At 65.2% G+C, this 13,435-nt stretch carries 12 protein-coding genes and 1 riboswitch; of the genes, 7 read left to right on the forward strand and 5 right to left on the reverse strand.

Going from position 1 to position 13,435, the window contains the following annotated elements; genetic code table 11:
* Window positions 1-14: 14 nt before the first annotated feature.
* The 4 genes from GVL12_RS20335 to GVL12_RS20350 form a co-directional block, all read right to left on the reverse strand.
* Entirely contained in the window at window positions 15-530 is a 516-nt protein-coding gene (locus GVL12_RS20335; protein WP_159917384.1) for a TRAP transporter small permease, read from the reverse strand.
* 222 nt (window positions 531-752) lie between these two features.
* Window positions 753-1,739 (reverse strand): TRAP transporter substrate-binding protein, encoded by a 987-nt coding sequence (locus GVL12_RS20340; protein ID WP_159917385.1) that lies wholly within the window; start codon window positions 1,737-1,739, stop codon window positions 753-755.
* A gap of 191 nt (window positions 1,740-1,930) precedes the next feature.
* The gene (locus tag GVL12_RS20345) at window positions 1,931-2,740 is read right to left on the reverse strand and encodes an HAD-IIB family hydrolase (protein ID WP_159917386.1); all 810 of its coding nucleotides are present in this window, start codon (window positions 2,738-2,740) and stop codon (window positions 1,931-1,933) included.
* A gap of 95 nt (window positions 2,741-2,835) precedes the next feature.
* Window positions 2,836-4,461 (reverse strand): peptide chain release factor 3, encoded by a 1,626-nt coding sequence (locus GVL12_RS20350; protein WP_159917387.1) that lies wholly within the window; start codon window positions 4,459-4,461, stop codon window positions 2,836-2,838.
* A 300-nt stretch (window positions 4,462-4,761) separates the two neighbouring features.
* Here GVL12_RS20350 and GVL12_RS20355 point away from each other — a divergent pair, with 300 nt between their 5' ends.
* From GVL12_RS20355 to GVL12_RS20375, 5 genes are all read left to right on the forward strand, one after another.
* Entirely contained in the window at window positions 4,762-6,000 is a 1,239-nt protein-coding gene (locus tag GVL12_RS20355; RefSeq protein ID WP_200843950.1) for an MFS transporter, read from the forward strand.
* Between the two features lie 469 nt (window positions 6,001-6,469).
* Window positions 6,470-6,585, forward strand: a riboswitch (S-adenosyl-L-homocysteine riboswitch).
* A gap of 62 nt (window positions 6,586-6,647) precedes the next feature.
* On the forward strand, window positions 6,648-8,078 hold the full coding sequence (gene ahcY, locus GVL12_RS20360) for an adenosylhomocysteinase (RefSeq protein ID WP_159917389.1): 1,431 nt from the start codon (window positions 6,648-6,650) through the stop codon (window positions 8,076-8,078).
* Window positions 8,079-8,424: 346 nt separating this feature from the next.
* Window positions 8,425-9,207 (forward strand): TlyA family RNA methyltransferase, encoded by a 783-nt coding sequence (locus tag GVL12_RS20365; RefSeq protein ID WP_159917390.1) that lies wholly within the window; start codon window positions 8,425-8,427, stop codon window positions 9,205-9,207.
* Complete coding sequence (gene metF / locus GVL12_RS20370) at window positions 9,204-10,040, forward strand: methylenetetrahydrofolate reductase [NAD(P)H] (protein ID WP_159917391.1); 837 nt, start codon at window positions 9,204-9,206, stop codon at window positions 10,038-10,040. Before GVL12_RS20365 ends, metF begins: the two co-directional genes overlap by 4 nt.
* Before the next feature lie 89 nt (window positions 10,041-10,129).
* Window positions 10,130-10,921, forward strand: coding sequence for a septal ring lytic transglycosylase RlpA family protein (locus GVL12_RS20375; RefSeq protein WP_159917392.1), 792 nt, complete (start codon window positions 10,130-10,132; stop codon window positions 10,919-10,921).
* Window positions 10,922-10,992: 71 nt separating this feature from the next.
* On the opposite strand, the gene GVL12_RS20380 is transcribed toward GVL12_RS20375, so the two are convergent.
* Entirely contained in the window at window positions 10,993-11,859 is an 867-nt protein-coding gene (locus GVL12_RS20380; RefSeq protein WP_159917393.1) for a 23S rRNA (adenine(2030)-N(6))-methyltransferase RlmJ, read from the reverse strand.
* A 265-nt stretch (window positions 11,860-12,124) separates the two neighbouring features.
* Here GVL12_RS20380 and rplM point away from each other — a divergent pair, with 265 nt between their 5' ends.
* Complete coding sequence (rplM, locus tag GVL12_RS20385) at window positions 12,125-12,553, forward strand: 50S ribosomal protein L13 (protein ID WP_159917394.1); 429 nt, start codon at window positions 12,125-12,127, stop codon at window positions 12,551-12,553.
* Between the two features lie 11 nt (window positions 12,554-12,564).
* Window positions 12,565-12,957 carry a 30S ribosomal protein S9 gene (gene rpsI / locus GVL12_RS20390; RefSeq protein WP_159917395.1) on the forward strand — a complete coding sequence of 131 codons (393 nt, stop codon included), beginning with the start codon at window positions 12,565-12,567 and terminating at the stop codon, window positions 12,955-12,957.
* Window positions 12,958-13,435: the final 478 nt, after the last annotated feature.

Raw genomic sequence — 13,435 nt, forward strand, 5'->3', positions numbered from 1 at the left:
TTTTGGATGGGTCTTCAGATGGACGCTGCGGCGTCTGCATCCATCTCTTCGGACTCGGCATGGTCGCCGGCCGTGATGTAGTTGCGTGCGATGAACAGCAGGTGCACCAGCATCAGCGCGAAGCCCACGGGCATCGCCAGATAGATATAGGAAATCGGGATGTCGGTCGCGGCCGTGGTCTGAAAGCGCGTGGCCCAGGCGTAGAGCACCGAGAAATAGGTCATGAAGACGCAAAAACCCGCAATGCCCACGACCACGATGGCCCGCAGAATGCGCGCCGTGCGCGTGCTCACCGCGCGGTGCAGATTGTCGATGGCGACATGGCCGCCAAAGCGCAGCACCAGGCCCGCGCCCAGGAAGGTGACCCAGATCATCATGTGGCGTGCCACTTCCTCGGCCCAGATGATGGAGTCGCCCGTGGTGTAGCGCAGCACCACGTTGGCAAAGACGATGCAGGCCATGGCCTGCAGCAGCACGATGAGCAGCCAGCGATTGCTGGCGACCAGTGCGCGTTCGATTCGATCAAGCATAGGCATATCGGCTGTCGTGGCGCATACCGGAAAGTACAGGCGCAGCCGCTTTCTGAAAAAATTCACTTATCTGTGGCACTGGCGCTACCTCAGATTCAGGTAACTGGCGGGCCCAACGCCGGGGGGCACCGAGGAAGGGCCGCACCGAGGGTGCCCCCCTCCACCGAAGGTTGAGAGGGGGAAGCCGGCTCGGCGCCTGCCGCGTAAGCGGCTCAGGGGGTGTTACTTAGTATTCGAGATGGTGTCCAGCGTCTTCTGGCCGAACTTGGTGGCGTACTGCTTGTAGGCGGGATCGAGGGCCTTGCGGAAAGCGGCCTGGTCGACCTTTTCGACGACCTGCATGCCGTGCGACTTGGCTTCCTCGAGGCCCTTCTTCTCGACCGCGTCGACAAACGCGCGCGAGGCCAGGGCGCCGCTCTTGGCGCCTTGCGTGAACGCCGCCTTTTGCGTGTCGTTGAGGCCGGACCAGAAGCCCGGCGAGACGATCAGCGCCACGGGCGCGTAGACATGGGCGCTGAGCGTCAGGTGCTTTTGCACCTGCCACAGCTTGGCCGACGACAGCACCGAAATCGGGTTTTCCTGGCCGTCGATCGTGCCCTGCTGCAGCGCGCCTATCACTTCGGGCCAGGACATGGGCGTGGGCGATGCGCCCAGCGTGCGGAACGCGGTGATGTGCACCGGGTTTTCGGTCACGCGGATCTTCAGGCCCTTGAGGTCGGCCACGTTCTGCACCGCGTGCTTGTTGTTCGTCAGGTGGCGAAAGCCCTGCTCGCCCCAGGCCAGCGCGATCAGGCCGCGCTTGTGGAACTTGCCCAGCAGTTCCTGGCCGAAAGCGCCGTCGAGCACTGCGCGCGCATGCGTGGTGTCACGGAACAGGAAAGGAATGTCGACCACGCCCACGTCGGGCACGAAGTTGCTCAATGCGCCCGTGGACACGATCACGGCTTCGACGGTGCCCAGTTGCAGGCCTTCGATCAGCTCGCGCTCGCCGCCCAGTGCCGAGGCGGGGAACTGCTTGAACTTGAACGCGTTGTTGGTGTTCTTCTCTACGGAATCGGCCCAGGCCTGGGCCGCTGCGCCGTAGTGCGAATTGATCGCCAGCGCATACCCGATCTTGACTTCCTTGGATTGGGCAAGAGCCGGTACGGCAGCAATGGCCGCAGCAGCCGCGACACAGGTGACAACGAAGGAACGGCGAATCATGCGCATGACATATGTCTCTTGTAGGTGATGGAATAGGAACGGGAACGCTGGCGCATTTTAGGTGCTGTTTGCGCCGGACAGGCGCCCTTTGCAGAGGCGTTGTCGGGCATTGCCGTTTTCAATGCCAGCTTGCCGCGCGATTGGCGATGGATGTCATCGTGGAATGCGCGCGCCGCGGCCGTGGGCCACGGCAGGGTTCAGGCCGCCGCGTGACCCAGGATGGCCCGGGAAAGTTCGACGAATCCGTCGCCACGCTCGCTGGGCGTGACATAGCGCGGCAGGTGCGTGAGCTGGGGCACGAAGCGCGCGATATTGGCCACGCCGAAGCTGTGGCCGAAGCGCTCGAACATCAGCTGGTCATTGGTGGAGTCGCCGATATAGACCCAGCGATCGAGTTCCGCGGCCAGGTCGCGGTCGAACAGCGTGCGCACTATCCACTGCGCGCCGTCCCACTTGTTGTGCGCGCCAAACCAGCCGTTGATATGGATGGAGCTGACGGTGGCATTCATGCCCGCTGCGTGCATGATTTCCACGCACTGGTCGATGCTCTCCTGGGGCATCTGGGTGAATTCGCTGTGGTCGACGGCGATGTCGCATTCGCGACCCGCGGAGTCGGTCGCGCGGCGCGCACCGGGCACGCTGGCCTCGATCTGTTCGAGCACCTGCTGCATGCGCGCGAAGTTGGCGCTGCGCGTGGCCGCATCCTGCTGGTAGAGCTTGTCGAGACCGCCGGCCGCGTTGCGGCGCAGCGCCACGGCGCCGTTTTCGGCGACGATGGCGTCGACCGGCCAGGCATGGGCGAACGGTTCGCTCCAGCCCACGGGGCGGCCGGTGATGGGCACGATCCAGAGACCGGCATCGCGCAGCGCAGCCATTGCTGCCACCACATGTTCGGGCACGGCGCCGTCGGTGGTCAGGGTGTCGTCGATATCGGTGAGCACACCGCGCAACCGGCCCGCGGCAGGGCGGGGCCACTGCGCGAGGGGCAGCAAGTTTTCCAGAGTCATTGTGGGTACGGTTCGATGATTTGTACCGTTCGCTCTGGGCCTGGCGAAGGGCTTCGACAGGCTCAGCCCGAACGGGAGACGCGTTACTGTCTCTATTAGCTGTTGCTCAGCGACAGGCCCGCGTGCTCGCGCAGCGGGTGGAAGTGAATCTTGGGGAAACGCTCCTGCGCCAGGCGCACATCGTAGGGCGAAGTGCACAGATACGCCAGGGTGCCCGCCGCGTCGTGGGCCATGCGCAGCACATAGGCGTTCTCGAACTCGCGCAGTTCGGCCGGGGTGTCGGCCGTGATCCAGCGCGCGCCCGTGTACTGGCAGGCTTCGAGGCGGATGTCGGCGTCGTACTCGGCCTTGAGGCGGTGCTGCACGACTTCGAACTGCAGCTGGCCGATCGCGCCCAGCAGCATGTTGCCGCCCGCATCGGGCTTGAACACCTGGATCGCGCCTTCCTCGCCGAGCTGGGCCAGGCCCTGCTGCAGCTGCTTGGTGCGCAGCGGGTTCTTCAGCACCACGGTCATGAACATTTCGGGCGCGAAGAACGGCAGGCCGGTGAACTGCAGCGCCGCGCCGTCGGTGATGGTGTCGCCGAGCTGCACGCCGCCGTGGATGGTGAAGCCGATGATGTCGCCCGCATAGGCTTCCTCGACGGCTTCGCGGCGCTGGCTCATGAAGGTCACGACCGAGGTCGGGCGCATGTCCTTGCCGGTGCGCTGCACGCGCAGCTTCATGCCCGGGCTGTAGCGGCCCGAAGCCACGCGCACGAAGGCGATGCGGTCGCGGTGGTTGGCGTCCATGTTGGCCTGGACCTTGAAGACCACACCCGAGAAACCGGTGTCTTCGGGCGCTATGGTCTTGATCACGGGCTGCTTGTTGACCTGCAGCGTGCTGACGCGCGGGCCCGGCGAGGGCGACATGTCGACCAGTGCATCGAGCACTTCCATCACGCCGAAGTTGTTCACGCCCGAGCCGAAGAACACGGGAGTGAGCTTGCCGGCGAGAAACGCCTCATGGTCCCAGGCGGGCGATGCGCCCACGGCCAGCTCCATGCTTTCCATCGCGGTGTCGAAGGTGTCGCCAAAGCGCGCGCGCAGATTCTCCACTTCGGTCAGCGGAATCGCTTCGAAGTCCTGCGGGCGGCGCTCGCTGCCCGACTCGAACACCGTCATGGTGCGGGTGCGCAGGTTGATGATGCCGCCGAAGCTCTTGCCCTGGCCCACGGGCCAGGTCATGGGGCAGCAGGGCATGCCCAGCTCGCGCTCGACTTCGTCCATGATGTCCAGCGGATCGCGCACTTCGCGGTCCATCTTGTTGACGAAAGTGATGATGGGCGTGTCGCGCTGGCGGCAGACTTCGATCAGCCGGCGGGTCTGGGCTTCGACGCCGTTGGCCGCATCGATCACCATCAGCGCCGAGTCCACGGCCGTGAGCACGCGGTAGGTGTCTTCGGAGAAGTCCTTGTGGCCCGGCGTGTCGAGCAGGTTGACCACATGGTCGCGGTAGGACATCTGCATCACCGACGAGGCCACGGAAATGCCGCGCTGCTTTTCGATCTCCATCCAGTCGGAGGTCGCGTGGCGGCTGGCCTTGCGGCCCTTGACCGCGCCCGCGATCTGGATCGCGCCCGAGAACAGCAGCAGCTTTTCGGTCAGCGTGGTCTTGCCCGCGTCCGGGTGGGAAATGATGGCGAACGTGCGGCGGCGCCGGGTCTCAGATGCGTAGGACATGTACGGGTGGGTGGTCGCTGGCGGTGAGGCCGGCTGCAGTAAGGCGGACGGGCGTGCGTGCTCGGCGCTGATGCAGCGCCTGACTACGGGGCCCGAAGAAGAGCAGGATTTTAACGAGGGCGCAGCAGCAGTGGGGCGCGGCGGGAATAAACGCAGCGGATCCTGGCTCGAACACCGGCTGGCATGCGCCCGGTTGCATTGCTGACGCGCCGACAAGTGAATGGCCTATGCCGTAGCTGCGCTGCGGGGAGTTGTGTTGCGCCGCACAATCGGCAGGTCTGTCTTTCTCCTGCTCTGGTCATGTCTTCCCCAACGAGTGGCGCCGCGCCGCAAGCTTCCTGGGTCGTGCGCGGAACGCCGGCCTACCGCCGCATCAGCCTGGCGCTGTTTCTTGCCGGCTTTGCGACGTTCTCGCTGCTGTACTGCGTGCAGCCGCTGCTGCCGGCGTTTGTCGCGCACTTCGGCGTGACGCCCGCGGCCAGCGCGCTGTCGCTGTCGCTGACCACGGGGTGCCTCGCGGTGTCCATCGTGCTCGCCGGCGCGCTGTCCGAGGGGCTTGGGCGGCGCGGGCTGATGTTCGTCTCGATGCTGCTGGCCGCGGTCTGCAACCTCGCGGCGAGCTTTGCGCCGGGCTGGGAAGCGCTGCTCGCGGCGCGCGCGCTCGAAGGTTTCCTGCTCGGCGGCGTGCCGGCCGTGGCCATGGCCTATCTGTCCGAAGAGATCGAGCCCCGGGGGCTGGGCTTTGCGATGGGGCTTTATGTCGGCGGCTCGGCCCTGGGCGGCATGCTCGGGCGCGTGGCCATGGGCGTGATGACCGAATACGTCGACTGGCACATGGCGCTGGCCGCGCTGAGCCTGGTCAACCTGTTCGCGGCCATCGGCTTTTATCTGCTGCTGCCGGCCTCGCGCAATTTCGTGCGCAAGTCCGGCCTGGGCGCGGCCTATCACCTGCAGGCCTGGGGCCGGCACCTGGCGCAGCCCGGCCTGCTGTGGCTGTTCCTGATCGGCTTCGGCCTGATGGGCGTGTTCGTCAGCATCTACAACTATGTCGGCTTCCTGCTCGGTGGCACGCCCCACGCGCTGAGTCCGCTGCAGATCAGCCATGTGTTCTATGCCTATCTTTTCGGCGTACTGGCTTCGCCCGTGGCCGGCGCGCTGGCCGACCGCTTCGGGCGCGCGCCCGTGCTGCTCAGCGGCGTGGCGCTGATGACGCTGGGCGTGCTGCTGACACTGCTGGCGCAGCTCAGCGCGATCGTGCTGGGCATCGTGCTGCTCACCATAGGCTTTTTCACCGCCCACTCGGTGGCCAGCAGCTGGGTCGGCCGGCTCGCGAAGCAGGCCAAGGGCCATGCGTCGTCGCTGTACCTGCTTGGCTATTACCTGGGCTCCAGCCTGCTGGGCGCGGGCGGGGGCTGGTTCCTGCAGCACACGGGCTGGCCGGGCCTGGTGGCCAGCATGCTGGTGCTGCTCGCCGGCGTGCTGGTGCTGGCGCTGCGTGTAAAGAAATTGCACCCCACGCTTGCTCGGCTGGCGCCGTAGCCGCTGCCCCTCCAGGAGGGGCCGTCCACCGGCTTGGGGCGGCCCGGCGCCGGTGGAGTTGCACCCCACGCTTGCTCGGCTGGCGCCGTAACCGCTGCCCCTCCAGGAGGGGGCGTCCACCGGCTTGGGGCGGCCCGGCGCCGGTGGAGTTGCACCCCACGCTTGCTCGGCTGGCGCCGTAACCGCTGCCCCTCCAGGAGGGGGCGTCCACCGGCTTGGGGCGGCCCGGCGCCGGTGGAGTTGCACCCCACGCTTGCTCGGCTGGCGCCGTAACCGCTGCCCCTCCAGGAGGGGGCGTCCACCGGCTTGGGGCGGCCCGGCGCCGGTGGAGTTGCACCCCACGCTTGCTCGGCTGGCGCCGTAGCCGCTGCCCCTCCAGGAGGGGTCGTCCACCGGCTTGGGGCGGCCCGGCGCCGGTGGAGTTGCCGCGGTACGACTGCGGGGTTGCGGCTTTTTAGTACAATGCCTGCTTTCCGAGGAGCGTTGCAGCGCACCCCCCGCACCCATCAGGTGCCCGGCGGTACGTGAGGCTCGGAACCCGCCGCGCGGTCCTTACCCCGGCGTTCGCAACGACGCTCACCCACGTCGTCTGTGCGGTGAGTGCTTTCCCCCAGAACGTGGTTTTGTCTATCCGTGAAGGAAAAACCATGAACGCAGCTATTCCCCTGACCCCTGTCGAGTCGGTCATTGCCGATATTTCTCTGGCCAACTGGGGCCGCAAGGAAATCAGGATCGCCGAGACCGAAATGCCGGGCCTGATGGCGATCCGCGAGGAATTCGCCGCCGCCCAGCCGCTCAAGGGCGCGCGCATCACCGGTTCGCTGCACATGACCATCCAGACGGCCGTGCTGATCGAGACGCTGCAGGCCCTGGGCGCGCAAGTGCGCTGGGCATCGTGCAACATCTTCTCGACGCAGGACCATGCGGCCGCGGCGATTGCCGCCAGCGGCACGCCGGTGTTCGCCATCAAGGGCGAGTCGCTGGCCGACTACTGGGACTATACCCACCGCATCTTCGACTTCGGCCCCAAGGGCAGCGAAGGCGAAGGCCCGAACATGATTCTCGACGATGGCGGCGATGCCACCATGCTGATGCACCTGGGCCAGAAGGCCGAGAAGGACCTGTCCGTGCTGGCCAACCCCGGCAGCGAAGAGGAAGTCATCATGTTCGCCGCGATCAAGGCCAAGCTCGCCGTGGACGGCAACTGGTACACGCGCAAGTCGGCGCAGATCATCGGCGTGACCGAGGAAACCACCACCGGCGTGCACCGCCTCAACGAGATGTCGGCCAAGGGCACATTGCTGTTCCGCGCGATCAACGTCAACGACTCGGTGACCAAGAGCAAGTTCGACAACCTGTACGGCTGCCGCGAATCGCTGGTCGACGGCATCAAGCGCGCCACCGACGTGATGATCGCCGGCAAGGTGGCCGTGGTGGCCGGCTACGGTGACGTGGGCAAGGGCTGCGCCCAGGCGCTGCGCGCCCTGAGCGCCCAGGTCTGGGTCACGGAAATCGACCCGATCAACGCGCTGCAGGCCGCGATGGAAGGCTACAAGGTCGTGACCATGGAATGGGCAGCCGACAAGGCCGACATCTTCGTGACCACCACCGGCAACCGCGACATCATCCGCCACGAGCACATGGTGGCGATGAAGGACCAGGCCATCGTCTGCAACATCGGTCACTTCGACAATGAAATCGACGTCGCCTCGATCGAGCAGTACGAGTGGGAAGAAATCAAGCCCCAGGTCGATCACATCACGTTCCCCGACGGCAAGAAGATCATTTTGCTGGCCAAGGGCCGCCTGGTGAACCTGGGCTGCGCCACCGGCCACCCCAGCTTCGTGATGAGCGCCTCGTTCGCGAACCAGACCATTGCCCAGATCGAGCTGTTCACCAAGCCCGACGCCTATGCCGTGGGCAAGGTCTACGTGCTGCCCAAGCTGCTGGACGAAAAAGTCGCACGCCTGCACCTCAAGAAGGTTGGCGCGATGCTGACCGAACTGAGCGACGGCCAGGCCGCCTATATCGGCGTGTCCAAGCAAGGCCCTTACAAGCCAGAAACCTACCGCTACTAAACAGCGGTTCGGCCATGCCGCGTGCTGGCATGGCCGCTGAAGATTCTTCTGCCCCTGAGACAGCCAAACCGTTCGTGGTGAGCCTCGCTCGGCGCGCCCGTCGCACCATGAACGGCCCATCCTCATGATTTGAGCGCAGGTCGTTCACCCTTCGACAGGCTCAGGACGAACGGGGATTTTGAAGTCCGCTGTTTCTTTTTAACGCCTGGCGAGGTTTCGCCTCGCTTACCCCGCTCAGGACGAACGGACGATTTCGTGGACTCACTGGAATTGCCTGCCTGAGGGGCACTTTGCCGTCGGCCATCAGGCCGTCGGTTGCGATTTATTTTTAAGACGGATTTATTCCATGCGTGCCGATCAATTGCTAGTAGACCAGGGCCTGGCCGCCTCACGCGCGCAGGCCCAGCGCCTGATCGCTTCGGGCGTCGAGTGGCGTACCGCGGCCACGGGCCTGTGGCAGGCCATCAAGAAGAACAGCGAAGACCTCAGCGAAGACGCCGAACTGCAACTGCTCGACATGGCCGCAGCGCGCTATGTGTCGCGCGGCGGCCTCAAGCTCGAAGGCGCGCTGGCGTCGTTCAAGGTCACGGCGCAGGGCAAGTGGTGCCTCGACGTGGGGCAGTCCACGGGCGGCTTCACCGACTGCCTGCTGCAGCAGGGTGCCGAGCGCGTGGTCGGCGTCGATGTGGGCCATGATCAGCTCAATCTGACGCTGCGCGGCCACGAGAAGATCGTCTGCCTCGAGCGCGTCAATGCGCGTACGCTCGATGTCGACACGCTGATCGACGCGGGCGCGTTCGACGGCGCGCCCGATGAGTCGCAGCAGTTCGACCTGATCGTCGGCGACCTGTCCTTCATCTCGCAGACGCTGGTGCTGCCGGCCGTGGTGCCGTTTCTCGCCCCCGCGGGCGACCTGCTGATGCTGGTCAAGCCCCAGTTCGAACTCCAGCCCGAGCACATCGGCAAGGGCGGCCTGGTGCGCGACGCGGCCTCGTACGCCGTGGTCGAAACCCGCATCCGCGAATGCCTGGCCGAGCTGGGCCTCGAAGTCCGCGGCTGGATCGACAGCCCGATCACCGGCGGTGACGGCAACCGTGAATTCTTTGTGCACGCGCGGAGGAGCGCATGACCCGGACGACTTTTCCCATCAGCTACGAGTTCTTTCCGCCCAAGACCCCCGAAGGTGCAGAAAAGCTGCGCGCCGTGCGCCGGCAGCTGGCCGTGCGCCGGCCCGAGTTCTGCTCGGTGACCTATGGCGCGGGCGGCTCTACCCAATCGGGCACGTTCCGCCTGGTGCAGGAAATCCAGCAGGAAGGCATGAGCGCGGCCTCGCACTTCTCGTGCGTGGGCGCGACGCGCGAAAGCGTGCGTGCCGAGCTGCGCGAGCTGCAGGCCATGGGCATTGCGCGCCTGGTCGCGCTGCGCGGCGATCTGCCCAGCGGCTACGGCCTGGGCGGTGAGTTCCAGTACGCGAGCGATCTCGTGGCGTTCATCCGCACGGAGTTCGGCGACGCGTTCCATATCGAAGTCGCGGCCTACCCCGAGATGCACCCCCAGGCGCGCTCGCCCGACGCCGACCTGCAGGCTTTCGCGGCCAAGGTCCAGGCCGGAGCCGACTCGGCCATCACCCAGTACTTCTACAACGCCGACGCCTACTTCCGCTTTGTCGACAACGCGCGCGCGCTGGGCCTGGACGTCCCGGTGGTGCCGGGCATCATGCCCATCACCAGCTCGACCCAGTTGCTGCGTTTTTCCGACGCCTGCGGCGCGGAAGTGCCGCGCTGGATCCGCTTGCGCCTGCAGGGCTTCGGGGATGACACTGCTTCCATCAAGGCTTTTGGTCTGGATGTGGTGACCGAGTTGTGCGAACGTCTGCGCAGCCAGGGTGCACCCAGCCTGCACTTCTACACCATGAACCAGAGCGCTGCCGTATTGGCGATCAGCGAACGACTGGGCTTGTAAACATTGCGGCCGGCGGGTCCGGCGGCCGGCGATCCGGCGATCCGGCGGCCGGCGGTCCGGCGCTCGAGCCGCAATTCCAGGAAGACACAATGGATGAAAGCAATTGCCGCCCAGCGCGGCGGCGGCCGGGGCCGTGGACCCGCAGCTTGGGTCTGGTCAGCCTGTCATTGTGGCTGGCGGCCTGCGCCCCCTTGCCTGTAGCCCTGGCGCCTGAAGATGCATTGTCGACCTGCACCGTGCCCGTGGGCGGCGGTGAGGGCGACACCACGACCCAGTCTTGCCCCCGGCCTTCCGGGTCGCTCCAGCCGCTCGAGCCTTTCGAGCGCCCCGAGCCGCCTCCACCGCGCAAGCCCAAGCCGGTGCTGCCGCCGGTGGCCGAGCCCGCTGAGCCCGCCGCCGAGCCACCCACCTCCTCGACCTACGACCTGTCTCCGCCGCGCGAAAGCGACCAGCAGGGCCTCGCGTCCTGGTATGGCCCGCGCTTTCATGGCCGGCGCACGGCCAGCGGCGAGCGTTTCGACAGCCAGGACCTCACGGCCGCGCACCGCACGCTGGCGTTCGGCACGCGCGTGTGCGTGCGCAGCAGCATCACTGGCAAGTCCGTGGTGGTGCGCATCAATGACCGCGGTCCCTTTACCGGGGGGCGGGTGATCGACCTGAGCCAGGGCGCGGCCGAAGCGCTGGGCATGATTGGCCTGGGCATCAAGCCTGTGGAGCTGTGGCAGCTCGACAAGGACGAGGAGGAGTGCCCCGAAGTATTCGACGAAGCCGCTGCCGACGCCGATGCGGCCGCCGCCAAGCCTGTCGCCCGGGTGCAGAAAAAAGCCAGCCCCACGCCGCGCAAGAAAGCCGTGGCAGCACCCAGGCCGCGCAAACGCTGAAGTGCGAATGCAAAAAAGCCAGGCATCTGCCTGGCTTTTTTGCCGGGGGCGGCGCCATGCGCCGCTGGAAGTCAGCCGCCCGACTCGAGCGAGAAAGTGGCGTTGCCATCCTGGCCCAGCAGCTTGACCAACTGGGGCATGGCGGGCTTGAGCAGTTCCTTGAGCTGGAAAGGCGGGCTGATGATGAACATGCCGCTCGCGGGCAGGCCGCCGCGCTCGGAGGTCTTGTTGCTCTTGACGGTGAGCGTCACATGCAGCCAGCTCTTGCCGGCCTTGACGGCCAGGGTCTTGAGGCGGCGCGGCAGGTCGTGGGCTTCGGGGCGTGGAATGATCGGGTACCAGATGGCGTAGGTGCCCGTGGGAAAGCGCTTGAGGCTGTCGGTCACCATGTCGAGCACGCGGCCGTAGTCGGTCTTGATCTCGTAGCTCGGGTCGCACAGCAGCAGCGCGCGGCGCGACACCGGCGGCAGGAATTTTTTCACGCCTTCGAAGCCGTCTTCGTGCAGCACGGCCAACTGGCGGCCGGCTTCGAGCTGGGTCACATTGCCGGCGAGCGAGCGCATGTCGGTCGGGTGCAGCTCGAACAGCTTGAGCTTGTCGTGGCCGCGCAGCAGCGACTGGCTGATGAACGGCGAGCCGGGATAGTTGCGGATGGTGCTGCCCTGGTTGAAGGAGCGCACCAGCGCGAGGTATTCCTGCAGGATGGGCGCGAGTTCTTCGGTCGGAGTGGCCGCGAGCTTGAGCACGCCTTCGCTGGCTTCACCGCTCTTGCTAGCGTAGTCGCCGTCGAGGCGGTACAGGCCGGCACCGGCGTGCGTATCCAGAACGGTCAGCGCCGCGTCTTTCTGCGTGAGGTATTGCAAGGTGGCAATCAACACTGCGTGCTTGAGCACGTCGGCGTGGTTGCCCGCATGGAAGGCGTGGCGATAACTGAACATGGGGCAATGGTAACCAGACGCTGCCAGGAGGCAAGAGCGCAGGTCTTTGGGAATGGGCAGGTATTTTTACATGCCGGCCAAGGTCATGCAGCACAAGGGTTGCCGCATTTCGTATAATGGAGGGCTTCGCAGCGATTTTTTGGTCCCGCGGCGGAGTGTTTGCAGCATGCGATGCTGCGGGCATCGCCACCTAAGAGGCTTCCTTCAGAGAAGCGCCGACCGTGGAAAAGGACCTTCAAACCCTCTTATCGAAAAGAGAAAACTCATGTCTACATTCAGCGCAAAACCCGCTGAGGTGCAACACGAGTGGTTTGTGATTGACGCCACCGACAAGGTGCTCGGACGGGTAGCCAGCGAAGTTGCCCTCCGTCTGCGCGGCAAACACAAAGCCATTTATACACCTCACGTTGATACCGGCGACTTCATCGTCATCATCAACGCAGCCCAGCTCAAAGTGACTGGCACCAAGTCCCTGGACAAGGTGTACTACCGTCATTCCGGCTATCCGGGCGGCATCACTGCCACGAACTTCCGTGATATGCAGTCGAAGCACCCCGGTCGTGCTCTGGAAAAGGCCGTCAAGGGCATGCTGCCCAAGGGTCCTCTGGGCTACGCCATGATCAAGAAACTCAAGGTGTATGGCGGTGCTGAGCATCCCCACACCGCACAGCAGCCCAAAGCGCTGGAAATCTAAGGAGCCTTGAGATGATTGGTGATTGGAACAATGGCACCGGCCGTCGCAAATCTAGCGTCGCCCGCGTGTTTCTGAAGAAGGGTTCCGGCAAGATTACTGTGAATGGCAAAGACATTCAAGAGTACTTCGGCCGCGAAACTTCCATCATGATTGCTAAGCAACCGCTGGCACTCACGGAAAACCTCGAAGCTTTCGACGTGCAAATCAATGTGCACGGCGGCGGCGAATCCGGCCAGGCCGGTGCTGCCCGTCACGGCATCACCCGTGCCCTGATCGACTATGACGCAGGCCTCAAGCCCGTCCTGAGCCAAGCCGGCTTCGTGACGCGCGATGCCCGTGAAGTCGAACGTAAGAAGGTCGGTCTGCGCGGTGCGCGCCGCGCCAAGCAGTTCTCCAAGCGTTAAGCCCAAAGCACTGCAGTCTGCCGGGGTCTCTCTGGCAGGCGCAAGAAAAGCCACCTTCGGGTGGCTTTTCGCATGTGTGCCCAGCATGGGCGCACACCTGCGGGTGCAAGTCCCGCTGCGAGCTGGTCACAGTGAGCAAAGTGAAGCGCAACTGCGTGAGGGCGACCGAACGTGGGGAGGAAGCGTGGAGCGTAAATCGTGAGCCGATGAACAAGAATCGCATAGAAGGCGTTGCCAAGCAGGGTGAGCGGGCATGCAACCGCAAAGCTCTTGTGACCAAGGCGAGGTGGCGTAGATGCGGCGGTTGTGCGATGAAGGTGTGCGTTCTTACCTGGGGAGATCTCGCCTCATGGGTGAAAGCCCGACGGCTGTGCCGGAGCGAGAAGTCAGCAGAGGTCGTAGTAGCTGGAGCCGGGGCCGCTGAGGCCACAAGGCGAGAGCGAAGGACCAAACGAGAGTGAGTGACCGAGGACAAGAA

The organism is Pantoea sp. 18069 (assembly GCF_902706035.1).
Taxonomy (GTDB): Bacteria; Pseudomonadota; Gammaproteobacteria; order Burkholderiales; family Burkholderiaceae_C; genus Comamonas.